At 64.8% G+C, this 24,895-nt stretch carries 20 protein-coding genes; 14 read left to right on the top strand and 6 right to left on the bottom strand.

Annotated elements, in window-relative coordinates; genetic code table 11:
* Positions 1-6: 6 nt before the first annotated feature.
* The 10 genes from QC821_RS07050 to QC821_RS07005 all read left to right on the top strand — a co-directional run bounded on the left by QC821_RS07050 (position 7) and on the right by QC821_RS07005 (position 13,602).
* Positions 7-717 (top strand): succinate dehydrogenase iron-sulfur subunit, encoded by a 711-nt coding sequence (locus QC821_RS07050; protein ID WP_309718856.1) that lies wholly within the window; start codon positions 7-9, stop codon positions 715-717.
* A 263-nt stretch (positions 718-980) separates the two neighbouring features.
* Positions 981-3,815, top strand: a complete 2,835-nt coding sequence (locus QC821_RS07045) for a 2-oxoglutarate dehydrogenase E1 component (RefSeq protein ID WP_309718853.1) — start codon at positions 981-983, stop codon at positions 3,813-3,815.
* Positions 3,816-3,855: 40 nt separating this feature from the next.
* On the top strand, positions 3,856-5,403 hold the full coding sequence (odhB, locus tag QC821_RS07040; protein ID WP_309718850.1) for a 2-oxoglutarate dehydrogenase complex dihydrolipoyllysine-residue succinyltransferase: 1,548 nt from the start codon (positions 3,856-3,858) through the stop codon (positions 5,401-5,403).
* 46 nt (positions 5,404-5,449) lie between these two features.
* On the top strand, positions 5,450-6,886 hold the full coding sequence (gene lpdA, locus QC821_RS07035; protein ID WP_309718844.1) for a dihydrolipoyl dehydrogenase: 1,437 nt from the start codon (positions 5,450-5,452) through the stop codon (positions 6,884-6,886).
* Positions 6,887-7,016: 130 nt separating this feature from the next.
* Positions 7,017-8,183 carry an ADP-forming succinate--CoA ligase subunit beta gene (gene sucC / locus QC821_RS07030; RefSeq protein WP_309718842.1) on the top strand — a complete coding sequence of 389 codons (1,167 nt, stop codon included), beginning with the start codon at positions 7,017-7,019 and terminating at the stop codon, positions 8,181-8,183.
* Positions 8,183-9,055 (top strand): succinate--CoA ligase subunit alpha, encoded by an 873-nt coding sequence (gene sucD / locus QC821_RS07025; protein ID WP_309718840.1) that lies wholly within the window; start codon positions 8,183-8,185, stop codon positions 9,053-9,055. The genes sucC and sucD overlap by 1 nt, the downstream gene beginning before the upstream one ends.
* Positions 9,056-9,221: 166 nt before the next feature.
* Positions 9,222-10,832 (top strand): BCCT family transporter, encoded by a 1,611-nt coding sequence (locus QC821_RS07020; RefSeq protein ID WP_309718837.1) that lies wholly within the window; start codon positions 9,222-9,224, stop codon positions 10,830-10,832.
* A gap of 26 nt (positions 10,833-10,858) precedes the next feature.
* Positions 10,859-11,725 carry an urea carboxylase-associated family protein gene (locus tag QC821_RS07015; protein ID WP_309718834.1) on the top strand — a complete coding sequence of 289 codons (867 nt, stop codon included), beginning with the start codon at positions 10,859-10,861 and terminating at the stop codon, positions 11,723-11,725.
* 180 nt (positions 11,726-11,905) lie between these two features.
* Positions 11,906-12,322, top strand: a complete 417-nt coding sequence (locus tag QC821_RS07010; protein ID WP_309718831.1) for a CopG family transcriptional regulator — start codon at positions 11,906-11,908, stop codon at positions 12,320-12,322.
* A 23-nt stretch (positions 12,323-12,345) separates the two neighbouring features.
* Positions 12,346-13,602 (top strand): extracellular catalytic domain type 1 short-chain-length polyhydroxyalkanoate depolymerase, encoded by a 1,257-nt coding sequence (locus QC821_RS07005; RefSeq protein ID WP_309718828.1) that lies wholly within the window; start codon positions 12,346-12,348, stop codon positions 13,600-13,602.
* Here the strand turns inward: QC821_RS07005 and siaD are convergent.
* From siaD to QC821_RS06975, 6 genes are all read right to left on the bottom strand, one after another.
* Positions 13,599-14,381 carry a biofilm regulation diguanylate cyclase SiaD gene (gene siaD, locus QC821_RS07000; protein ID WP_309718825.1) on the bottom strand — a complete coding sequence of 261 codons (783 nt, stop codon included), beginning with the start codon at positions 14,379-14,381 and terminating at the stop codon, positions 13,599-13,601. The two genes, QC821_RS07005 and siaD, sit on opposite strands and share 4 nt — an antisense overlap.
* Positions 14,378-14,776: a biofilm regulation phosphoprotein SiaC gene (siaC, locus tag QC821_RS06995; protein ID WP_422720075.1), complete on the bottom strand. Its 399-nt coding sequence runs from the start codon at positions 14,774-14,776 to the stop codon at positions 14,378-14,380. Before siaC ends, siaD begins: the two co-directional genes overlap by 4 nt.
* A 7-nt stretch (positions 14,777-14,783) precedes the next feature.
* The gene (gene siaB, locus QC821_RS06990) at positions 14,784-15,317 is read right to left on the bottom strand and encodes a biofilm regulation protein kinase SiaB (protein ID WP_309718822.1); all 534 of its coding nucleotides are present in this window, start codon (positions 15,315-15,317) and stop codon (positions 14,784-14,786) included.
* Positions 15,318-15,341: 24 nt separating this feature from the next.
* Positions 15,342-17,387 (bottom strand): biofilm regulation protein phosphatase SiaA, encoded by a 2,046-nt coding sequence (siaA, locus tag QC821_RS06985; RefSeq protein WP_309718821.1) that lies wholly within the window; start codon positions 17,385-17,387, stop codon positions 15,342-15,344.
* A gap of 282 nt (positions 17,388-17,669) precedes the next feature.
* Entirely contained in the window at positions 17,670-19,610 is a 1,941-nt protein-coding gene (locus tag QC821_RS06980) for an exoribonuclease II (protein ID WP_309718818.1), read from the bottom strand.
* Between the two features lie 62 nt (positions 19,611-19,672).
* On the bottom strand, positions 19,673-20,302 hold the full coding sequence (locus QC821_RS06975; protein ID WP_309718814.1) for an NAD(P)H-binding protein: 630 nt from the start codon (positions 20,300-20,302) through the stop codon (positions 19,673-19,675).
* A gap of 113 nt (positions 20,303-20,415) precedes the next feature.
* On the opposite strand from QC821_RS06975, the gene QC821_RS06970 reads away from it, so the two are divergent.
* From QC821_RS06970 to QC821_RS06955, 4 genes are all read left to right on the top strand, one after another.
* Positions 20,416-21,213 (top strand): Cof-type HAD-IIB family hydrolase, encoded by a 798-nt coding sequence (locus tag QC821_RS06970; protein ID WP_309718811.1) that lies wholly within the window; start codon positions 20,416-20,418, stop codon positions 21,211-21,213.
* 118 nt (positions 21,214-21,331) lie between these two features.
* Positions 21,332-22,057, top strand: a complete 726-nt coding sequence (locus tag QC821_RS06965) for a response regulator (RefSeq protein WP_309718807.1) — start codon at positions 21,332-21,334, stop codon at positions 22,055-22,057.
* Positions 22,057-23,547 (top strand): ATP-binding protein, encoded by a 1,491-nt coding sequence (locus QC821_RS06960; RefSeq protein ID WP_309718805.1) that lies wholly within the window; start codon positions 22,057-22,059, stop codon positions 23,545-23,547. Before QC821_RS06965 ends, QC821_RS06960 begins: the two co-directional genes overlap by 1 nt.
* A 64-nt stretch (positions 23,548-23,611) precedes the next feature.
* On the top strand, positions 23,612-24,826 hold the full coding sequence (locus tag QC821_RS06955; protein WP_309718801.1) for an AGE family epimerase/isomerase: 1,215 nt from the start codon (positions 23,612-23,614) through the stop codon (positions 24,824-24,826).
* The last annotated feature ends 69 nt before the right edge of the window (positions 24,827-24,895 follow it).

Raw genomic sequence — 24,895 nt, 5'->3', positions numbered from 1 at the left:
GTCACGATGTCCACGCTTCAGGTATCCATTTACCGCTACAACCCGGAAACCGACTCCGCACCCTATATGCAGGAGTTCCAGGTCGACACCAAGGGGCGCGACCTGATGGTGCTCGACGTACTGCACCTGACCAAGGAGCAGGACAGCTCCATGGCCTATCGCCGCAGCTGCCGTGAAGGGGTGTGCGGCTCCGATGGCATGAACATGAACGGCAAGAACGGCCTGGCCTGCATCACGCCGCTCTCCGAAGTGGTCAAGCACAACAAGCTGGTGCTGCGTCCGCTGCCCGGCCTGCCGGTGATCCGCGACCTGGTGGTCGACATGGGGATCTTCTACAAGCAGTACGAGCGCATCCAGCCGTATCTGCAGAACGACACCCCGGCACCGGCCATCGAGCGCCTGCAGTCGCCGGAAGAGCGCGACAAGCTCGACGGCCTCTACGAGTGCATCCTGTGCGCCTGCTGTTCGACCTCGTGCCCGTCGTTCTGGTGGAACCCGGACAAGTTCGTCGGCCCTGCCGGCCTGCTGCAGTCCTACCGCTTCCTGGCCGATTCGCGTGACGAAGCGACCCAGGCGCGACTGGCCGATCTCGAGGATCCGTTCAGCGTATTCCGCTGCCGCGGGATCATGAACTGCGTGTCGGTATGCCCCAAGGGCCTCAACCCGACCCGGGCGATTGGCAAGATCCGCGAGATGCTGTTGGCCAATGCCACTTAAATCGTGGCCTCAGGCTTGCTATCATGTAGCCCGGTTTTGGGCTGTGACCGAGTGTCGCAGTCCATCTCGGCCCTGATCGCAGAGAGCCGGTGCCCGTGGCACCGGCTTTCGACGATCATTGGCCAGGCCTAGACCCAGGCGACGCTGCCTGTCCAGGCATGCCGGACAGCATGACTGCCCCGCCGGCAGGGCACCAGAAACGCCGATGCGGCGACGTCGTATCAGGCGCCGACAACACCCCATCAGTGCAGGGTGACCGAGAGATGCAAGAAGGCATAATGGAGTTGATGTGGCGTACTTCTCACGTGAGTGGTGGCAATGCCCACTACGTAGAAGCGCTCTACGAGCAGTACCTCGTTGATCCCAATGCTGTCCCCGACGAATGGCGCAACTACTTCGACCAGTTGCCGCGTCCTGAAGGCAGTACCTCCCACGATGTTCCGCTAAGCCCGATTCGCGACCAGTTCTATCAGCTCGGCAAGTCACGCCGCAGCACCCAGGCCGTCAGCGCCGCCGACAGCGGTGAGAACAAGAAACAGGTCAAGGTGCTTCAGCTGATCAACGCCTACCGCTTCCGTGGGCACCAGAAGGCCGATATCGATCCGCTAGACCTGCGTAGCCCGGTGCCGGTTCCCGATCTCGACCTCTCCTTCCACCAGTTGACCAATGCCGACCTGGACACCGAGTTCCAGACCGGCTCGTTCTTCCTGGGCAAGGACAAGGCGCCGCTCAAGGAGATCGTCCAGGCGCTGGATGAGACCTACTGCCGGTCGATCGGCTGCGAGATCATGCATATCGTCGATACCGAGGAGAAGCGCTGGCTGCAGCAGCGCTTCGAGTCGGTGCGTTCGAAGCCCAAGTTCAGCCCCGAGGTGCGCAAGCACGTGCTGGAGCGGCTCAGCGCCGCGGAAGGGCTCGAGAACTACCTGGCCTCGAAGTACCCGGGGACCAAGCGTTTCGGTCTCGAGGGCGGCGAGTCCTTCATCCCGATGATGGACGAGATCATTCAGCGCGCCGGCGGCTATGGCACCAAGGAAGTCGTGATCGGCATGGCCCACCGCGGCCGCCTCAACCTGCTGGTCAACATCCTTGGCAAGAGCCCCTCCGAGCTGATCGAGGAGTTCGACGGCAAGAAGGTCATCGAGCGCGGCTCCGGCGACGTCAAGTATCACCAGGGCTTCAGCTCCAACGTCATGACCCCGGGGGGCGAAGTCCACCTGGCACTGGCGTTCAACCCGTCGCACCTGGAAATCGTGGCGCCGGTGGTAGAGGGTTCGGTGCGCGCCCGTCAGGATCGTCGCGATGATCCGGCAGGCGACAAGGTACTGCCGATCAACATTCACGGCGATGCCGCCTTCGCCGGTCAGGGCGTGGTCATGGAGACCTTCCAGATGTCGCAGACCCGTGCCTACAAGACCGGCGGCACGCTGCACATCGTGATCAACAACCAGGTCGGCTTCACCACCTCGCATCCCGACGACACCCGCTCCACCGAGTACTGCACCGATATCGCCAAGATGGTCCAGGCGCCGATCTTCCACGTCAACGGCGACGACCCGGATGCGGTACTGCACGCCACCCAGGTGGCCATCGACTATCGCCAGCAGTTCAAGCGCGACGTGGTCATCGATCTGGTCTGCTACCGCCGTCGTGGCCACAACGAGGCCGACGAGCCGTCCGGCACCCAGCCGATGATGTACTCGAAGATCAAGAACCACCCTTCGGCGCGGGCGCTGTATGCCAAGCGGCTGGTCGAGGAGGGGGTGCTCTCCGAGGATGACGCCAAGGCGATGGGCGAGACCTATCGCGAAGACCTGATGGCCGGCAACCATGTGGCCAACGCCCTGGTCAAGGAGCCCAACACCGAGCTGTTCGTCGACTGGGGACCCTACCTGGGCCATGAGTGGACCGGCGATGCCGATACCACCTTCGACATGAAGCGCATGCAGCAGCTCGCCGCCAAGATGTGCGAGGTGCCCGACGGCGTTCAGGTGCAGCGTCAGGTGGCCAAGATCTACGAAGATCGTCGCAAGATGCAGGCCGGCGGCATGGGACTCAACTGGGGCTTTGCCGAGACCCTGGCCTACGCCACCCTGCTCGACCAGGGGCACCCGATCCGCATTACCGGCCAGGACTCTGGGCGCGGCACCTTCTCCCACCGCCATGCGGTGGTGCACAACCAGAAGGACGGCAGCACCTATGTGCCGCTGCAGCACATGGCCGACGGCCAGCCGCGCTTCACCATTCACGACTCCTTCCTTTCGGAAGAGGCGGTGCTGGCGTTCGAGTATGGCTATTCGACGACGGCACCCAACCACCTGGTGGTCTGGGAGGCGCAGTTCGGCGACTTCTTCAACGGTGCCCAGGTGGTGGTCGACCAGTTCATCTCCTCCGGCGAGACCAAGTGGGGCCGGCTGTGCGGTCTGACCATGCTGCTGCCCCACGGCTACGAAGGGCAGGGCCCCGAGCACTCCTCGGCGCGCCTGGAGCGCTTCCTGCAGATGTGCGCCGAGCACAACATGCAGGTCTGCGTGCCGACCACACCGGCACAGATCTATCATCTGCTGCGTCGCCAGGTCATCCGGCCGCTACGCAAGCCGCTGGTGGTGATGTCGCCCAAGAGCCTGCTGCGTCACAAGGAGGCGACCTCGACCCTCGAGGAGCTGGCCCACGGCAAGTTCCACATGGTGCTGGCGGACCAGGGCAAGCTCGACGCCGAGAAGGTCAAGCGCGTGGTGCTGTGCGCCGGCAAGGTCTACTACGACCTGGCCGCCTACCGCAGCGAGCATGAGCGCGAAGACACCGCAGTGGTGCGCCTCGAGCAGCTCTACCCCTTCCCCAAGGAGGAGCTCTATGAAGCGCTCAAGGGCTACACCAACCTCGAACAGATCGTGTGGTGTCAGGAAGAGCCGCTCAACCAGGGCGCCTGGTACCAGAGCCAGCACCATATGCGGGTAGTTGCCGACATGCTGCACAACGGCCTGGGGCGCGAGCTCAAGTTCGCTGGCCGCCCGGCATCGGCTGCCCCCGCCGCGGGCTATATGTCCGTACACGTCGAACAGCAGCGCCAACTGGTAGACGACGCCTTCAATGCATGAGGCGTCCTGCCGGACGAGAGAGAACACACAAGGAAACGACATGGCTACCGAGATCAAAGCGCCAACCTTTCCAGAGTCCGTTGCCGAAGGCAGCGTGGCGGCCTGGCACAAGAAGCCTGGCGATAGCGTTGAGCGCGACGAATTGATCGTCGAAATCGAGACCGACAAGGTGGTGCTCGAAGTGGTGGCGCCGGAAGCCGGCACCCTGAGCGAAATCAACGCCGAGGAAGGCGATACCGTGCAGTCCGAGCAGGTGCTGGGCATTCTTGGCGCGGCGGGCGACAAGCCCAAGGCGGCCGACAAGGGTGAAAAGTCCGAGGACGCCAAGGCCGAGGCTCCTGCGTCTGACGCCAAGCCCGCCGCGGGCGGCAAGCAGCACGACGTCAAGGCGCCGACCTTCCCCGAGTCGATCCAGGAAGGCACCGTGGCCAGCTGGAACAAGCAGGTTGGCGAGGCGGTAAAGCGTGACGAGGTGCTGGCCGAGATCGAAACCGACAAGGTGGTGCTCGAAGTCGTGGCGCCGGCCGACGGTGCACTCGCCGAGATCAAGGCCGAAGAGGGCAGCCAGGTCGCCTCCGAAGAGGTGCTGGCGATCTTCAGCGAAGGCGCCGGTGGCGATAGCGCTGGCAGTGAGGCGGCTCCTGCCGAAAGCGCCAAGTCCGATGCCGGCGACGACGAGAAAGTCGGCGACAAGATCCTCGCCCCGGCGGCGCGCAAGCTGGTCGCCGAGCATGACCTCGATGTCAGCAAGATCGAGGGCACCGGCAAGGGCGGCCGTATCCTCAAGGAGGACGTCCAGAAGGCCGTGAAGGAGGGCTCCGCGAAGAAGGCCTCCAAGCCGGCCAGCGCGCCCAAGCAGGCCGCCGCCGCACCGGTCGTCGAGGGCGAGCGCCCCGAGAAGCGCGTGCCGATGAGCCGTCTGCGCCAGACCATCGCCAAGCGCCTGGTCCAGGCCCAGCAGACCGCCGCCATGCTGACCACCTACAATGAGGTCGACATGGGTGCGGTGATGGAGCTGCGCGCACAGTACAAGGAGACCTTCCTCAAGGCCCACGACACCAAGCTCGGCTTCATGGGCTTCTTCGTCAAGGCGGCCTCCGAGGCGCTCAAGCGCTTCCCCGACGTCAATGCCTCCATCGACGGCAGCGATATCGTCTATCACGGTTACCAGGATATCGGTGTGGCGGTCTCCACCGACCGTGGCCTGGTGGTGCCGGTGCTGCGTGATACCGACAGCATGAAGATCGCCGACGTCGAGAAGACCATCGTCGACTTCGGCAAGCGCGCCCGCGACGGCAAGCTGGGCATCGACGAGATGCAGGGCGGCACCTTCACCATCACCAACGGCGGCATCTTCGGCTCGCTGATGTCGACGCCGATCATCAACCCGCCGCAGACCGCCATCCTGGGCATGCACAAGATCCAGGAGCGCCCCATGGCGGTCAATGGCAAGGTCGAGATCCGCCCGATGATGTATCTGGCGGTCTCCTACGACCACCGCATGATCGATGGCAAGGACGCGGTGCAGTTCCTGGTCACCATCAAGGAACTGCTCGAGGATCCGGCACGCCTGCTGCTGGACGTATAACGCGACTGCCAACGACTAACGCGCAACCTATACAGGAAACGTATTCATGGCCGATAAATTCGATGTGATCGTGATTGGTGCGGGCCCCGGCGGCTACGTGGCCGCCATCCGTGCCGCCCAGCTGGGCCTGAAGACCGCCTGCGTCGAGAAGTGGGTTAACAAGGAAGGCAAGACGGTACACGGCGGCACCTGCCTCAACGTGGGCTGCATCCCGTCCAAGGCGCTGCTCGAGTCCTCACACAAGTTCGTTGAGGCACGCGATCATTTCGCCGAAGTGGGTATCAACGTTGGTGACGTCAGCGCTGATATCCCCAAGATGCTCGAGTTCAAGAATCAGGTCATTGCCAAGAACGTTGGCGGTATCAGCGCTCTGTTCAAGGCCAACGGTGTGACCGCTCTGGAAGGCGCCGGCAAGGTGCTCTCCAGCAAGCAGGTCGAGGTCAGCAAGGATGGTGACAAGGCCGTCTATGAGGCCGAGCACATCGTCATCGCCTCCGGCTCGGTGCCGGTCGAGATCCCGCCGACCCCGCTCACCGAAGGCCTGATCGTCGACTCCACCGGCGCGCTGGAGTTCGACGAGACGCCCAAGCGCCTGGGCGTGATCGGTGCCGGCGTCATCGGCCTGGAGCTGGGCAGCGTGTGGAGCCGCCTGGGCTCCGAGGTGACGGTGCTCGAGGCCATGGACTCCTTCCTGCCGATGGTCGACTCGGCCATCGCCAAGGAGACCCAAAAACTGCTCAAGAAGCAGGGCCTGGACATCAAGATGGGCGCCCGCGTCACCGGCTCAGAGACCAACGGCAAGGAAGTCACCGTCAAGTACACCGACGCCAAGGGCGAGCAGGAGCAGGTGTTCGACAAGCTGATCGTGTGCGTCGGCCGCCGTCCCTACACCCAGGGCCTGCTGGGCGACGACGCTGGAGTCAAGCTCGACGAGCGCGGCTTCATCTTCGTCGACGACCAGTGCCGCACCAGCGTGCCGGGCGTCTACGCCATCGGCGACTGCGTGCGCGGCCCGATGCTGGCGCACAAGGCCTCGGAAGAGGGGGTGATGGTCGCCGATATCATCGCCGGTCATAAAGCCGAGATGAACTACGACGCCATTCCCAGCGTGATCTACACGTCGCCGGAAGTCGCCTGGGTCGGCATCACCGAGCAGGACGCCAAGGCCGCCGGCATCGAGATTAAGACCGGCAGCTTCCCGTTTTCGGCCAACGGTCGTGCACTGGCTAATCATGCATCGGAAGGGATGGCTAAGATCATCGCCGATGCCGAGACCGACCGCATCCTGGGCATGCATATCGTTGGCCAGCACGCTGGCGAACTGATTGCCCAGGGCGTGATCGCCATGGAGTTCGGCTCCAGCGCCGAGGATCTGGCGCTGACCTGCTATGCGCATCCGACTACCGCGGAAGCCGTCCATGAGGCGGCTCTGGCAGTGGATGGTCATGCCATCCATATGGCCAATCGCAAGAAGCGCAAGTAAGACAACAAGCGCCGCCTACGGGCGGCGCAGTGCTTCCGGCGACGTACCGGAAGCAGACGGGGGTGACCCGGGAACGCACTGAGTGTCCGCGGTCATCGTTCGAGTCACATGCAACCAATGGCATGAATCGATGAACCTTCACGAATATCAAGGCAAGCAGCTGTTTGCCGACTATGGTCTGCCAGTGTCCAAGGGTTTCGCCGTGGACACACCCGAAGAAGCCGCTGAAGCATGTAAAAAGATCGGCGGCGACATGTGGGTCGTCAAGGCTCAGGTCCACGCTGGTGGCCGTGGCAAGGCCGGCGGCGTCAAGCTGATCAAGGATCCCGCCGAGGCCAAGGCCTTCGCCGAGCAGTGGCTGGGCAAGAACCTGGTCACCTTCCAGACCGACGAACACGGTCAGCCGGTGGCCAAGATCCTGGTCGAGACCTGCACCGATATCGCCGATGAGCTGTATCTGGGCGCGGTGGTTGATCGCACCACCCGCCGCGTGGTGTTCATGGCCTCCACCGAAGGTGGCGTGGAGATCGAGAAGGTCGCCGAGGAGACTCCCGAGAAGATCCTCAAGGCCGAGATCGATCCGCTGGTCGGTGCGCAGCCGTACCAGGCCCGTGAGCTGGCCTTTGCGCTGGGTCTCAAGGGCGACCAGATCAAGCAGTTCACCAAGATCTTCCTGGGTCTGTCCAAGCTGTTCCATGACAAGGATCTGGCGCTGCTCGAGATCAACCCGCTGGTCGTGACCGACGAAGGCAACCTGCACTGCCTCGACGCCAAGCTGGGGCTGGACAGCAACGCGCTGTACCGTCACCCGGACCTGCAGGCGATGCGCGACCCGTCTCAGGAAGACCAGCGTGAAGCCGACGCCGCCAAGTGGGAACTCAACTACGTGGCGCTGGACGGCAACATCGGTTGCATGGTCAACGGCGCTGGCCTGGCCATGGGCACCATGGACATCGTCAACCTGAGCGGCGGCAAGCCGGCCAACTTCCTCGACGTTGGCGGCGGCGCCACCAAGGAGCGCGTGGCCGAGGCGTTCAAGATCATCCTCTCCGACGACAACGTCAAGGCGGTACTGGTCAACATCTTCGGCGGCATCGTGCGCTGCGACATGATTGCCGAAGGCATCATCGGCGCGGTCGAGCAGGTCGGCGTCAACGTACCGGTCGTGGTGCGTCTCGAGGGTAACAACGCCGAGCTGGGTGCCGAGAAGCTGGCCTCCAGCGGTCTCAACATCATCGCTGCTACCAGTCTGACCGACGCGGCTCAGCAGGTCGTCAACGCGGCGGAGGGCAAGTAATGAGCATCCTGATCGATAAGAACACCAAGGTCATCTGCCAGGGCTTCACTGGCGGCCAGGGGACCTTCCACTCCGAACAGGCGATCGCCTACGGTACCCAGATGGTCGGCGGCGTGACCCCGGGCAAGGGCGGCCAGGAGCATCTCGGCCTGCCGGTGTTCAACACCGTCAAGGAAGCGGTCGAGCAGACCGGTGCCGAAGCCAGCGTGATCTACGTGCCGGCGCCGTTCTGCAAGGACTCGATCCTCGAAGCCGCCAACGCCGGCATCAAGCTGATCGTGTGCATCACCGAAGGCATCGCGACCCTCGACATGCTCGACGCCAAGGTCAAGTGTGACGAGCTGGGCGTGCGCCTGATCGGCCCCAACTGCCCCGGCGTGATCACCCCGGGCGAGTGCAAGATCGGCATCATGCCGGGCCATATCCACAAGCCTGGCCGTGTCGGCATCGTGTCGCGCTCCGGTACCCTGACCTATGAAGCGGTCAAGCAGACCACCGACCACGGCTTCGGCCAGTCGACCTGCGTGGGCATCGGCGGCGACCCGATCCCGGGCTCCAACTTCATCGACATCCTGGAGATGTTCGAGAAGGATCCGCAGACCGAGGCGATCGTGATGATCGGCGAGATCGGCGGCACCGCCGAGGAAGAGGCCGCGGCCTACATCAAGGCCAACGTTTCCAAGCCGGTGGTTTCCTACATCGCCGGTGTTACCGCCCCTCCGGGCAAGCGCATGGGCCACGCCGGTGCGATCATCTCCGGCGGCAAGGGCACTGCGGACGAGAAGTTCGCCGCCCTCGAGGATGCCGGCGTCAAGACCGTGCGTTCGCTGGCCGAGATCGGCGATGCCCTGAAGCAGGTAACCGGCTGGTAAGTCGCAGGCCGTTTCAGTCGCAAGACGCCAAAGGGCACCTTCGGGTGCCCTTTTTCATGTCCGTTGATGGGGCCACGCCGGTGAGATGGCGAGGAACTGCTAGGCTGAATGGCGTAAAGCCATGGGGATGCGCGACATCCCACCACAGCAGGGAGCAGGGGGCGATATGGACGAGCTGGCCAGACGACTCGGGTTGCGCACCGAACCGACCATCTTCTTTACCTCGGCAGGCTTGATGGTGGCGTTTCTGATAGCACTGCTGATCGCCCCGGAGACGATCAGGGACGTGTTCGCCGACGGCCGCGAGTGGGTCGTCACCAATCTCGGCTGGTTCTTCATCATGGGGGTGAACGCCTGGCTGCTGTTCCTGCTGTGGGTGGCGATCAGCCGCTACGGCCAGATTCGTCTCGGCCGCGAGGATGAAAAGCCGGAATATGGCAACATCTCCTGGTTCACCATGCTGTTTGCCGGCGGTATCGGCACGGTGCTGATGTTCTGGGGGGTGGCCGAGCCGATCTTCCACTTCTCCAATCCGCCCCACGGTGATATCGAGCCGCACTCGGTGGAGGCCTCCCAGGAGGCGATCGGCTTCTCGCTCTACCACCTGGGCCTGCATACCTGGACCATCTTCACCCTGCCGGGGCTGGCCTTCGCCTATTTCATCCATCGCCACGGCCTGCCGATGCGGGTCAGCTCGGTGTTCTACCCGCTGCTCAAGGAGCGGGTCTACGGCCCGCTGGGCAAGACCATCGATATCTTCGCGGTGCTCGGCACCCTGTTCGGTGTGGCGGTGTCGATCGGCCTTGGCACCTCGCAGATCAATGCCGGGCTATCCGAGCTGATGGGCGTGCCGGACAACGTCACCGTCAAGGTCCTGATCATCATCGCGCTGACCGCGGTGGCGGTGGCGTCGATCGTGGCAGGCCTCGACAAGGGCGTGAAGGTGCTCTCCAACATCAACATCGGCATGGCCACCGGCCTGATGCTGTTCGTGCTGGTGACCGGCTCCACGGTGTTCCTGCTGCGCGGCATCGTCGAGACGCTGGGCATCTACGTCTCCAACATCGTGCCCATGGCGTTCTGGAACGATACCCTGGCGCAATATACCCAGGAAGACGGCAACTGGGGCTGGCAGGGCAACTGGACGGTGTTCTACTGGGCCTGGACGGTGACCTGGTCGCCGTTCATCGGCATCTTCGTGGCGCGTATCTCCAAGGGCCGCACCATTCGCGAGTTCGTGCTCGGCGTACTGTTCGCGCCTTCGCTGTTTACCCTGGTGTGGTTCGCCATCTTCGGCTGGTCGGCGATGGAGATCGACGGTATCGGCAGCGCCGCCCGCGAGGCGCTGGGCGACCAGGCCGGGGTGATGTCGGCGGCGGTGGCCGAGAGCGTGCCGCTGGCGATGTTCGCCTTCTTCGAGCACTTCCCGGCCACTACCCTGATTCAGGGGCTGGCGGTGGTGATCGTGGCGATCTTCTTCGCCACTTCGTCGGATTCGGCGTCGCTGGTGGTCGACATGCTGTGCACCGGCGACGCGGGCCAGGGGCCGGCGCGCCAGCGTGTGTTCTGGGGGGTGTCCGAGGGCGCCGTGGCAGCGATGCTGATCGTGCTCGCCGGCGAGGCGGGGCTCGAGGCGCTGCAGCAGGTGATCACGGTGATCGGCTTGCCGATCTTCATCATGGTGTTTGCCATGATCTTCGCGCTGTTTCGTGGGCTTTCCGCCGAGCGCATCAGCAAGGTCAAGGTCGGCACGCCACCACACCCCGATCAGATGTAGGCATATACCCGACCTGGAGAAAACGCATGGCTAAGGTACCCGCCGCCTATCAGGCAAGCCGGGGGTCGGTGCTCGACGTGGACCGCGACTTCTACTCGCGGCTACGCGATCCCGCCGACCGTGAACGCATCGCACAGCACGTGGTGCCGCTGCGCGACGGCCTGGCCTGGACGGTGCCGGCCGGGCACGTGCTGCGCCTGTCGACGCTACACGGCCCGCAGGTCGGCGACTTCAATCTCTGGAGCCTGCACAACCCCCGCGAGCGCTTCTGGGCCTCGCGGACGCGTCAGCTGCAGCGCGCCCACGTCTCGACCTTCGACCGGCTGTGGTCGACGCTACCCTACCTGCGGCCGATGGCGACCATCATTGCCGATACGCTGGAGGGCTACGGCGTCGATGACGACGGTGGCCGCGTCCACGACCTGCTCGGCACGCGCTGCGACCCCTACGTCAACAAGCTGCTCACCGGCGAGGACTTCGACCATCACTGCCACTCGAACCTGGTGCGGGCGGTGGCGCCATTCGGGCTCACCGAGTTCGACGTTCACGACGTGCTCAACGTCTTCCAGTGCACCGGCCTCAACGAAGAGGACCAGTACTTCATGAAGGCCTGCCCGGCACGCGAAGGCGACTACATCGAGTTCTTCGCCGAGATCGACCTGCTCTGCGCGCTGTCGTGCTGCCCCGGCGGCGACCTATCGCTGGACCTGTGGGGGCCCGATGCGAAAGATCCCCTGTCGACCTGCCAGCCGATCGGCGTCGAGGTGTATCGCCTCGATCCGGCCCTGCTCAAGGGCTGGCAGCCGCCGCAGTATGCCCCCTATCGCGGCGGCCACGGCATGCGCGGCCCCGCCATCGACTGGGCGCAGGAGAAGCGTCAGCGCGGCCTGTAACTCATCCTGCTTGCGCAGCGTAGAGTGGCCCGTCATCGGCGGGCCTTCTTTTTGCCCGCACATTGACTACCAGCCCAGAAGGCCTATTATGCCATCCATATGGATGGTATATGGACTCCAAATAACTTCCATTTGGATGGCAGGCGCGGAGCCTGCTGTATGGATAACGAGGTAACGCACATGAGCGTGCACGAACTTCGCCGCAAGGGCGGCGACTCGAGCGAGAAGATCACCATCAACCTGGGGGTCGTCGACCTGGGGCAGATCGACCTGCTGGTCCAGGAAGGCTTCTACTCCAATCGCACCGACCTGATCCGTACCGCTATCCGCAACCAGCTGGCGACCCATGCCGAAGTGGTCAGGGACACCGTGACGCGCAAGGCCTTCGTGTTGGGGCTCGAGCATTACAGCCGCAGCGACCTGGAGGCGCTGCAGGCAGCGGGAGAGATGTTGCAGATTCAGGTGCTGGGAATGGCCAGCATTGCCGACGACGTATCAGCGGAGCTTGCCCGCGCCACCATCGAATCGGTGGTCGTGCTGGGAGCCCTGCATGCCAGCAAGGCGGTCAAGGCGGCCCTGGCGGATCGAATCCACTGACGCACCGAATAGGGACATCGAAGATGATCGACGCACAGCGAATGCAAGAAGCGACGCGGCTCACCCGCGCCGGGCAGCTGCACGAGGCCATGGCTATCCTGCAGGGCGCCATGCCTGACGGGAAGAGTGCGGGCAGCAGCGAACACACGCCAGATGAGCCCTACTCTACGGGCAGTACCTTCACCGGGACCTGCGAAGTCGTTGACGAGGAAGTGTCGTCGGCGTCTGCCGAGAGGCACTCGACCGCTGAGCCGTCAGGGGGCGCGGCGCCATTCTCTGGGTCTCGTCAGGCCCGCCAGGCAACTGCCGCCAGCGATGACATCGGCATGGCTTCGACGTGGCGCGACACGTGGCGCTTGTTGCGCGACCCCATGGCCAAGCCCGAGCAGACGCAACGCACCCCGCAGCCGGCACAGCCCGGGGCGTTCACTGCCGGTCGCTTTAGCCATCCTGCCGGCACCCGTGAATACAAACTCTATCTACCCAGCGGCTATCACGGCCAGGCACTGCCGCTGGTAGTCATGCTGCATGGCTGCACCCAGGACCCGGATGACTTCGCCGCCGGGACCCGCATGAACCGGCTGGCCGAAGAGCAGCAGTTCTGCGTGCTCTATCCTGCTCAGCCGATGACCGCCAACAGTTCCAAATGCTGGAACTGGTTCAAGGCCGTGGACCAGCAGCGTGACGGCGGCGAGCCGGCGATCCTCGCCGGCATGACCCGTCAGATCATCGACACCCACGCGCTCGATGCGAGCCGAGTCTATGTCGCGGGCCTATCGGCAGGTGGCGCCATGGCAACCACACTGGCGATGACCTACCCGGACCTCTATGCGGCGGTGGGCGTGCACTCCGGGCTGCCTCACGCGGTGGCCCAGAGCCTCCCCGATGCCTTGGCGGCGATGCAGGGGGGACGCCCCATGGCGGCCACCTCATCGGCCGGCGCTTCCACCTGGGCATCGACGGTGCCAGCCGTAGTATTTCACGGTGATCGTGACGCCACGGTGCACCCCACCAATGCGGATCGAGTTGCCGCGCAGTACGCCGTCTCACGAGGGGCCAGCAAGTCGGTGGAGCGGGGGCAGGTCGCCAATGGCCACGCCTATACACGGACCCGTCATCATGATGCGGGTGGCCAGTTATACCTCGAGCAGTGGGTCATCCACGGGGCCGGCCATGCCTGGTCAGGGGGCGATGCCAGGGGATCGCATACGGATGCCAAAGGGCCCGATGCGGCTCAGGAGATGCTGCGCTTCTTCAATTGCCATCAGGGAACGGTCTAACGCGTTGCGCTCAGGCTGCGGTTGCGGCCGTCGCGTTTGGCCTTGAGCAGTGCCTCATCGGCGCGCTTGAGGGTGTGCTGATGGGGCTCGCCGCGGCGGTGCTGGCTCAAGCCGGCGCTGACGGTGACCGACAGCGGCTGACCGTCGTCGTGGATCGTGACGTCGGCAAGGCGGTGACGCAGGCGTTCGACGATGGTCTGCGCCTCGTCGAGATCGGTGTCGGCCAAAAGCAGCAGGAACTCTTCACCGCCCCAGCGACCGCAGAGATCATAGTGGCGCAGCGTCGCGCTCAGCTCCTGAGTGATGGCCACCAGCAGCCGGTCGCCGATGTCGTGACCATGGCGATCATTGATCAGCTTGAAGTGATCGATATCGAGCAGTGCCAGCGTGAAGCGGCGGCGTTCGCTGATGAGTTGTTCCAGGCGCTCACCGACCAGCCGGCGGTTGGGGAGTCCGGTGAGCGGATCGTGGGTCGAGGCCTGCTGCAGTGCCTGGTTGCGCTCGCGCATCAGCGCCTGGTAGCCGTCGGAGATGCGTGACAACTTGCGCTGGCGCCGCAGGGTGCGTTCGTAGCGCTGCTGTGTCACTTGCCGGGCCTCGATGGCCAACAGCTGATAGCGGTCGGAAATGCTGATCAGGCGCTCGACCTGCTGGCGTTGATCGCGGTGCTGACGATAGAGGCGTTGCAGGGCGCCATGCAGCGGGTGGCCGATGTGCTCGGGCAGGTCGAGCAGGGCGGCAACTTCTGCCAGCAACGTCTCTTCGTCATGGTCTTTCATGACTCGACCGACACGGGAGTGATCGCGAAAGGGTAGCTGCAGTCCTCGCGAAATTCATCGGCCAGTTCGGCGATGCGTTCGTTGCGCACGTCGTACTGCCAGGTCACCGATACCTCGCGGCCCGTTTCGAAAGCCTCCTCGAGCAGGTCGAAGATATCCATCATCGCCTTCACCGAGCTGGTGTTGAGGTACACCAGGGCCAGCTCGAGGTGCAGTGGCCGCTGCTCGTTGGCAAGGAAGAGGCGCACCCAGTGGATCACCTGGTCGAAGAGCTCGTAGGAGTTCTCCGGGTAGGAGTCGCCCTGCATGGCCAGACGTCCCGCCTGCCAGTCGCTTTGAATCGCCGGCGCCGACTGGCTGGCGGGAATGTCGAGATCGGAAATCATGGTTGTCATGGTCAGCTCAAATCGTGGCTGTAAGGCTAAAGAAACTTCGCTGATTCGACAATGGCTGCAGCGAGGCGTGCAGGGGGCGGCTGGACTTGCGGGCCATGTCGATCAGGCCCAGGCCGGCTCCGCTGGGTGTCTCGGCATCACGCGGCCGGCGCAGCTGCTGCTTGTAGGCCTGCTTCAGGGCTGGCTTGTCGAGCAGGGCGAGCGCCTCGACGGCAGCCACCAGCCGCTCGCCGTCGGCCCGCTCGACCAGATTGCCTGCGCTCACCTGATAGTGGCCCTGGTCGCTGCGCGCCACGGCCACCGTGGCCGCGGCAAGCTCATCGTCATAGCCCTGGCGGCGAGCGTAGTGGCGGATGTTCTGGGTCATCTCGATATAGACGGCAAAGACATCCATGGCCGCGGACGGTGCGGCTTGCTGAGTGTCCAGGTAGTTGCGTAGCGCCTTGCCGATCTCCTCGATCAGGCTGCGTGATATGGGGCCATTGAAGCACAGCATGATGCGATCATGTAGATAGCTCTCTCGCATGCTCAGTAGATCCATGGCAGTTCCTTGGCTGGCAATGGGTCAGCCCTGGGAGGGGCTGGGTGGACGATGGAGAACGGACTCGGTGACTTCCGACTCCGTGCAGAAGATCAGCAGGGTGATGTCGTCACGCTGACTGTGTGGGCCTTGATACTCGTTGAGCGCCTGCTTGAAGGCGGCAAGCTGGGCATCGAGTGGCGCCGCCGCCTGGCTTCGTATCAGTGCCTCTAGACGGCGGTTGCCGAAGCCGAAGCCGTGTCCGCCACCGGCCTGGTCGAGAAACCCGTCGCTACACAGATAATAGCGCCAACCGGGGTGAAGCGGCAGCTGCTGGTTGGTGTAATGCGCCGGGCGTCGATGCCCCAGGGCACGCTTGTGCCCCTTGAGATGTTCGAGCTGGTGGCCGTCGCTGGCATAGAGGTCGAGCTTGGCTCCGGCATAGGTGAGTCGCTGGCGTGCTGTCTCGACCCAGGCGAGGCCGATATCCATATTGGTGGCGATGGACGAGGGCAGCTGCGCTTCGGGAAGCAGCTGACGCGACTGGCGATCGATCTCGTTGAGGAGGGCGGCGGGGTCGTCGGCACCCTGCTGGGCGATGGCGTGGTCGATGATGGCGCGCGCCAGCATGGTCATCATGGCACCGGGAACGCCGTGACCGGCACAGTCGACCACGCCGATCAGATAGCCGTGCGGGGTGGCGCGGAAGACATAGAAGTCGCCGCCAACGGTATCCCTCGGTTTCCATAGCACGGCGTGATGCGCCGCCAGATGCTCGCGGAGCTGCATGTCGGGCAGGATGGCGCGCTGGATGATGCTGGCGTACTGGATGGAGTCGTCGAGCTGCTGGTGCGCGGCGGCCATCGCCGCATTGGCGTTCTCCAGTTCGCGAGTTCGCTCGTGGACTTGCGCTTCGAGGTTGCGCGTGTGGTCGGCGACTTGGCGCGCCATGTGCGAGAAGGCCTGGGACAGCTCACCGATCTCATCGTGGCGCTGGGTGGGGAGCCGAGGACGGTAGTCGCCGCTCGCGATGGTGCGGGCCGACAGCGTCAGGTGCTGGAGCGGCGCCAGTATCAGCCGGTGGGTAGCGAAGGCGAAGGCCGCGGTGAGAATGCCCAGCACCAGGATCAGGGTGCCAAGCAGTGGCCACAGCCAGCGGCCTTCGACGATCGCTGCGGTCTGCATGTCCAGGGTAGTGACCAACAGCCACTGGAGCTCCGGGATGTAGCCCACCGTCAGCAGCCTCGGTGCGCCATCGATCTCGACATCGATGGCGCGAATGTCGCCTGGGCGTCGTATCACTGCCTGCATCGCCTGCCTGAGCGCTTCACGCTGTTGGGCATCGGCAATCGACGACTGGATGCGCTGTTGGCTATCGGCATCCAGGGGATTGTTGATCGCGCCCAGTGCCAGGCGCGACTGATCGGGGTGGGCCTGGAGGACGCCGCGCGGGTCGACGATCATCGAGGTCAGCCCCGGCGCCTCGGTGCGGATGACGCTGGAGAGGAACTCCTCGAGATCCAGGGCGCCGCCCGCCAGGCCAAGCAGCTCGCCGCTGTCGCGCACCTTGACGTTGACCCACAGCATGGTGCGCTCCAGCGCACGATCGTGACTGACCTGGATGTTGTAGGTCGAGGTACTGGCCATGGTGGAGAAGTACCAGGCATCTTGCGGCTCTTGCGCGTCGAGGCGATAGCGTGGGGTCAGTGCGTCGCTGCGTTGATCGGCGAAGTAGTAGTCTCGGGTGGCGTGATCGATGATGAAGTAGGCATTGCTGCCGAACTGCTGGCGGAAACCTTCGGCCTCGGCCGAGAACCTGGCGCGGCGTTCGGGATCCTCGGGCTGGCGAAGCCACTCGCGGGTAACGACCGAGTTGGCAAAACGCCGCGATAGCGCCAACTCCCTCGACACCGGCGCGGTAATCCGCTGCATCTGCAGCAGGGTGTACTGTTCGGCATAGGCGGTGGCGAAGTGGCGACGTACCTCCTCGACGGCCATCCAGCCGATCAACACCGCCGGGACCAGTGCCAGCAGGAAGGCCAGCAGCAAGGTCGCGATCGACTTACCACGTAGTCCGAGGTGTGTTGCCATCGCATCAGCTTCCTTGATGGATCAACTCACCCACCATTGTCGTCCTTTTGCGTTACCTTGGCATAAACCTTTCTTACACGCGAGTTACTCCTCCACATAGCCAGGGCCATCGCAGATAGGTAGCACCGCTCGGGACTGATCCGTCGACAGCCCTGCGAGGAGGCGCTATAACCCATCCCTGGGCGCTATCTTGCGCTATCCATGAACTACGATCACCTTGCCCACATAACACGGCCCCGCCAGAGCGAGCCTGGCGGGGCCGTGTCGCGGGCTGGATAGCACTCACTCGGCGGGGCGGGCCACCAGCGAGCGAGTCTCCTCGCGGGCCTCGACCAGCGCCACGCGAATCGCATCGCCGAGCTTGTAGCGCTCTTCGCCTTCCACCTGGATGCGGCCTTCCTTGTCGTCGATGACGACCTTGTCGCGGTCGCTGTGCATCATCGGCGCGGGAACGAAGGCGGTGGCACCGTTGGCGGTCAGGCGTACGCGCATGCCGCCACGGTTGATGGCCATGATCTCCGCCTCGAAGGTTTCCTGGGCCTTGGCGGCCGGTGTCAGGAAGCGTACGTAGAGCCAGTCCTTGACGTCGCGCTCGGCCATGCGGTTGAGGCGGCGGCGCTCGGTGAGCTGCTCGGTGAGCTGCTGGCTGGCCTCCGCCGAGGCGCTCTCGCCCTTGAGCACCTGCTTGATCAGGCGGTGATTGACCATATCGCCATACTTGCGGATCGGCGAGGTCCAGGTGGCGTAGGCGGCAAGCCCCAGGCCGAAGTGCGGCCCGGGCAGCGCCGACATGCTGGTGAAGCCCTGGAAACGCCGCAGGCGGATGTCCAGCCAGGCGTCCTCGCGGCTCTCCAGCGCGCGCTTGAGCTCACGGTAGCGCGGCAGCTCGGTGAGCGCCTCGCGCTCGACCTCGATCTGCTGGGCGCTGAGGAACTCGTGAGCGGCCTCGGCCTTGTCCGGATCGAAGGCGCGGTGCACGTTGAAGATGCCGTGGCCGACCTTGTCGGCGAGCAGATCGGCGCAGCAGGCATTGGCGGCGATCATCGACTCTTCGATCATGCGATTGGCGATGCGCCGCTGCTCGGTGCGGATGCCAAGGACATTGCCGGCCTCGTCGAGGTCGAACTCGTAGTCGGGACGATCCTTGAAGACCAGCGCATGCTCGGCGCGCCAGGCGCTGCGCGCCTCGGTCAGGTCGCGTAGCGCCTCGAGCTGAGGGGCGATCGCCGCGTCGGGTGCCCACTCGCCTTGGCCCTCGAGCCAGTCGGAGACCCGGTCATAGGCGAGCTTGGCATGCGACGTGGCGGTGGCGGCGAAGAAGCGGTAGTCGCCGAGGCTGCCGTCGGCATTGACCTCGAGCTGGCAGGCCAGCACCGGCCGCTCACGGCCTTCCCACAGCGAGCACAGGTCGTCGGCCAGCACTTCCGGCAGCATGGTGACGTTCTGTCCCGGCAGATAGACGGTGAAGGCCCGGGTGCGCGCCTCGAGATCGGCGGCGTGCTGTTCGTCGACGTAGGCGGTGGGGTCGGCGATGGCCACGCTGAGCCGCCAGCCGCCGCCGTCGCGGGGCTCGACGCGCAGCGCATCGTCCATGTCGCGGGTCTTCTCGCCGTCGATGGTGAAGAACGGCTCGGCGGTGAGGTCTTCCCGCGCAAGGCCCTCGTCGCGCAGCGGCCACTCGTCACCGGCCTCGGGAGAGGCCTGTTCCAGGGCATGGCGGGCCAGGGTCACGCGCCACGGCACTGCCGGGTCATCGGCCTTGACCACCAGCTCGTCGATCTGGGCGAAGAAACCGCGGTCGTTCTCCTTGAGCGGATGGCGTACCAGGCGGGCCACGATCCAGTCGCCGTCGCCGATGCTCTCCTCGTCGAGACTGTTCTTGATCCGCGACTTGAGGACATTCTTGATCGACGGGTGGTCGGGCACCACGGCCAGCCGCCCCTCGCGCTTCTGCACGCGAGCGACGAAGCGCGTCAGACCCTGCTCGATGAGCGTGTCCGGCTCCACGGAGCGCTTGTCGCCCTCCTCGTGGACAACGGCTGCGACGCGATCACCGTGGAGGACCTGCTTCATGGCCGGCGGCGGCACGAAGTAGGACTCGCCGTCGTCGGTCTCGAGAAAACCGAATCCCTTGTCGGTGGCCTTGATCACGCCCTCTACGCGAGGCGTGGTAGAGCGAATCTGTTGCTTGAGCTGGGCAAGCAGGGCGTTATTCTGCAGCATCGGACACTTTAGCTTGGCGGGGGTAGGCAGCCACTATACGGATTCCCGTCGGCCCCGCCAATCTACAGCAGGGCCATGGCAATGCTCGAGTCGCCGTCGAGCAGGTCGAACTCGCGGTTCTTGAGCATGCGCGCCTGGCTCAGGTGTAGCAGCGCGTAGGCGACGTTGCCGCGCGAGACCTCGAGCCCGTCGGCATGCGCGGCTGAGGCACTGACCAGTCGGCTGGCGGGCGCATCGGTGAGCTTGCCGGGCTTGAGGATCACGTGGGAAATGCGGGCGCTGCGTAGATAGGCATCGGCGGCAAACTTGGCCGCCATATAGGGCCGCAGCTTGGCGGGGGCGGCCATGGGGTCGCTGGCGCGCAGTGCGCTGACCATGAGGAACCGCTCCAAGCCGCGCTCGACCGCCAGATCGACGGCGCGGATCGCGCCGTAGAGGTCGATCAGCAGCGTCTTGTCGGGGCCGGTATGCGGGCCCGAACCGGCGCTGAAGACGACCTGGTCGCAGCCGTTGAAGGCCTGATGGAAGTCGCCTTCCAGGTCCCCGATCACGGTATCGATGCCGCGTTCGTGGAACCACGGCTGCTGGCCGGAGTGGCGGATCATGGCGCGCAGCGACATGCCGCCGCGGCTGGCGAGTTCGCAGAATTGGCGGCCTATCTGGCCGTTGGCGCCGATCACGAGCGTCTTCATGGCGTCTCCTGTGACACGGTATGAGGCGTCCAGCATACGCGTTCGACGCTTGTGGTCGCAGGCCGTTCGGCTATACGTTAGTCGGGGTGACACGATTCCATCGAGGACGCTGCATGCCGCCACACCTGATCGTTTCTGATCTCGACGGTACCCTGCTGGGCGCCGACCACGACCTTCACCCCGACACCGTCGACACCCTGCGCGCCCTGGCCGAGCGGGGCCACCACCTGGCTTTCGCCTCGGGCCGCCACTATCGCGACATGCTGGCGTTTCGCGAGCGGCTCGGTGTGCCGGTGCATCTGATCAGCACCAACGGCGCCTATCTGCACGCCCCGGACGATCAGCTGTTGCATGCTCGACACCTGGCGGCGGAGCACGCTCGCCAACTGATCGCCCTGGAGCGCCCGGCCGAAGTGCGCCTCAATCTCTATCAAGACGATGAGTGGCTGATCGACGCCCCGGCACCGGGGCTGCTGGCGCTGCACGCGCATACCGGCTTCGGCTACCGGGTGGTGGAGCCGGCCCTGCTCGATGGCCAGGGGGTGGGCAAGGTGCTCTACATCGGTGATCCAGCGCACCTGGCCGAGCTCGAGGCCGGCATCGCCGCGCGAATTGGCGACCAACTGCACGTCACCTACTCGATGGCCAACTCTCTGGAGGTGATGGCCGGCGGGGTCAACAAGGGCCAGGCGCTCCTGGCACTGCTCGAGCGCCTGGGCGTTGCCCCCGAGGCCTGCCTGGCCTTCGGCGACAACCTCAACGACACCGAAATGCTGTCGGTGGCCGGCGAGGCCCACGTCATGGCCAATGCCCATCCTGGACTCGCCGGGCGTGTCCACGGCGCCAGGGTGATCGGCCACCATGCCGATACCGCCGTGGCCAGGCTCCTGCGAGACCGCTTCGCGCTCTAGCGCTTGTCGACCATGGTCTAGGAGCTCTTGTCGTGCCCGCCGGGCTTGCCCATCATCTAGTGCATCTGGTAATGCCCCACCGGCGCTGCCGAAACAAGGCCCCTGCCATCGGACCACGATGACCACACCGCCCGCTACCCTGATCGTGGTCGACGACGATCCCGAGATCTGCGAACTGCTCGTCGACTACCTGGAGCGCCACGGCTACCGAGCCCTGGCCGCCGAAGATGGCGTGTCACTCCATCGTCTGCTGGCCGTCGAGTCTCCCGACCTGCTGATCGTCGATATCATGCTGCCCGGTGACGACGGTTTCACCCTCTGTCGAGACATTCGCCGCGGCAGCGACGTACCGATCATCATGCTTACCGCCAGTGCCGACGAGACCGACCGTATCCTGGGGCTGGAGCTTGGCGCCGACGACTACCTGAGCAAGCCGTTCAACCCCCGTGAGCTGCTGGCGCGCATCAAGGCGGTGCTGCGCCGTGCCCGCGGCGACCAGCAGCTGCAGCATCCCGCACGTGCACGGCTGGTCAGCTTCGGTGGCTGGCGGCTGGATCGCATGACCCGTGAACTGATCGACCGGCAGGAGCAGCGTATCCCGCTTTCCGGTGCCGATTTCCAGCTGTTGCAGGTGTTTCTCGAACACCCCGAGCAGGTGCTCTCCCGGAATGCGCTGTTCGAGCTGACCCGTGGCCGGCCGGCGCCGCCGCTGGATCGCTCCATCGACGTGCATGTCTGCCGCTTGCGCCAGCGACTCGGTGAGGACGCCCATTACCATCAACTGATCCGCACCGTGAGAGGGGCGGGCTACGTGCTCACCGCTCGGGTCGAAGCGCTGCCGTGATGGCGGCGCGTTGGCAACGCTGCCGCCGCCGCCTGGTGCGGGGCTTGCCACGCACCTTGCGCGGACGTTTCGTGCTGATCATGATCGTCGGCGTGCTCACCGCCCAGCTGGCCAGCTATACCATCTGGACCTCCCAGGTGCGATCGAGCCAGCTCGAGCAGCTCGACGAACTCTCGCAGAACATCGCCTACAGCGTGGCCTCGACCATGCGCTTCTTTCGTTCGTTGCCCTATGAGTACCGCCATATCGTGCTCGATCAGCTGCGCAACATGGGCGGTACGCGCTTCTTCGTCAGCGTCAATGAGCGGCGCATCCCGGTGCAGGACATCGGCTCGGGGCCCGAGAAGGCGCTGGTGGTCGACAACTTCCGCGAGATCCTGGCCCGCGAGCTGAGCATCAGCGACGTGCTGGTGGAGTTCTCACGCCCCGAGACGCTGCGCATGTACAACAACGAAGTGCTGCTGCACGACCTGCCGCCGCGCTGGGGACAGCACAGCCTACTGATGGAGCCGCTGTCGCCGCCGATTCTGGTGGTGCAGATGGAGCTCGGCCCCGAGACCTGGCTCTACGTGGCGACGCTGCTGCCGGTAGCGGACCTGTTCAACGAGAGTCGCTGGATGTCGGGCGAGCGCCTGCTGGCCGGTTTGATGGTGTTGCTCACCGTCATCGGCCTTTCGCTGCTTGGCATCCGCAGCGTGACTCGCCCGCTTGCCCGCATGGCCAGGGCGGCGCGACAGCTGGGCGACGACCTCGACGCGCCGCCGTTGCGCGAGACGGGGCCGCGCGAGGTGGCGGCCACGGCGGTGGCGTTCAACCGCATGCAGGAGCGCATCTGCGAGCAGGTAGACGAGCGCGAGCGGTTGTTCTCGGCGGTCTCCCATGACCTCAAGACGCCGATTACTCGCATGCGCCTGCGTGCCGAGATGCTCGACGATCCGCTGCAGCGCGAGCGCTTCTGTGCCTCACTCGATGAACTCGATCTGCTGGTCAAGGGGGCGCTGGCGTCGGTCAAGGGGTTCGACCTGCACGAGGCGATGCAGGCGGTCGATCCGCGCGCGGTGCTCGAGGAGCTGGCCGGCGAGCTGGCGCTTCAGGGCGGCGAGGTGACCCTTGCGGGACACGCCGCACCGCTGACGGTCAAGCCGCTGGCCTTCAAGCGTTGCCTGGCAAACCTGGTGGAGAATGCGGTGTTCTACGGCAGGCGCGCCGAGGTGGCGCTGGACGACTCGGCGCAGCGGCTGTCCATCGCGATCCGCGATCACGGTCCGGGCATTCCCGAGGCTCAGCGCGAGCGGGTGTTCGCGCCCTTCGTACGCCTCGAGCCCTCGCGCAGCCGCAATACGGGGGGGAGTGGCCTGGGACTGGGCATCGCCCGGCATATCGCCCGCGCGCTAGGCGGCGAGATCACGCTAGCCAACCATCCCCAAGGCGGCTTGCTCGTCACCCTGAGCATCCCGCGCCGGGACCCAAGCAATACTTTGCAGCATTAGGAAACATGGCGCGGTTGGCGCGATCGGTTAGGTTAGGGGGTTCATCGCTCTCAAGGACACGCTCATGGACGTCTACGATATCGCGTCTCTCGAAGCTCATGTTCGCAAGACCATGGCGTTTTATCACCCGCGGGCCATCGATCCCCAGGGCGGTTTCTTCCACTATCTGCGCGACGATGGCGAGATCTACGATCGGCGCCACCGTCATCTGGTGTCCAGCGCCCGCTACGTCTTCACCTATGCCCGCTATGCTGAGCACTTCCAGCGCCCGGAGTACCTGGAGGGCGCGCGCCACGCGCTGCACTTCCTCGAGCAGGTGCATTTCCAGCCCGACTACCAGGGCTACGCCTGGACGCTGGATGATGGACGGGTCGAGGACGACACCAATCACTGCTATGGCCTGGCCTTCGTGCTTCTGGCTCATGCGACGGCGCTCAAGGCCGGCATCGAGGAGGCCCGTCAGGGCCTGTATCGCGTACATGACCTGCAGACGAGGCGTTTCTGGGAGGCGCAGTGGCAGCGTTATGCCGATGAGGCGGACCGCCACTGGCGAGTGTCGGATTACCGAGGGCAGAACGCCAATATGCACAGCTGCGAGGCGCTGATCGCCGCTTACGACGCGACCGGCGACCGAGATTTTCTCGAGCGTGCACTGCAGCTTGCCCGCGCCTTCTGCCTGGCGCCGTCGCAGTATGACCCGGCAAGCTCAGACAAGCCCGAGCAGGGGGGCTGGATCTGGGAGCATTACGATCGGCAGTGGCGGCGCGACCTGGATTACCACCGTGACAACCCACGCCATCTATTCCGGCCCTGGGGCTACCAGGTAGGCCACCAGACCGAGTGGGCCAAGTTGCTACTGTTGCTGGAGCGGCGCTCCCCCGAGGCCTGGCTGCTGCCCACCGCCAGCCGACTGTTCCTGACCAGCGTGGAGGCTGGCTGGCACCCAGAGCACGGCGGGTTGGTGTATGGCCTTGATCTGGAAGGCAATATCTTTGACGCGGATAAGTACTTCTGGGTCCAGGCCGAGAGCCTGGCCTGTGCGGCAATGCTTGGCCAGCGCACCGCTGAGCCGGAATACTGGCAGTGGTATGAGCGGCTATGGGCGTTCTGCTGGCAGCATATGATCGATCACCACCACGGCGCCTGGTATCGCATTCTGACGCCGGATAACCGGCGCTACTCCGACGAGAAGAGCCCGGCGGGCAAGGTCGACTACCACACCATGGGGGCCTGCTATGACGTCATCGCGACCCTGAGGAATGTTTCAAGCGTGCAATGAGCCGGCAACACTATCCATTACTAAGTAACCCTGCGCTGGAGGCGAATGCGTTAGCTTGGTGTGTAGCCG

The sequence above is a fragment of the Franzmannia qiaohouensis genome (assembly GCF_031451695.1).
Lineage (GTDB): Bacteria > Pseudomonadota > Gammaproteobacteria > Pseudomonadales > Halomonadaceae > Franzmannia > Franzmannia qiaohouensis.
The sequence above is the reverse complement of the archived record's forward strand: the minus strand, read 5'-3'. Positions and strand labels throughout refer to the sequence as shown.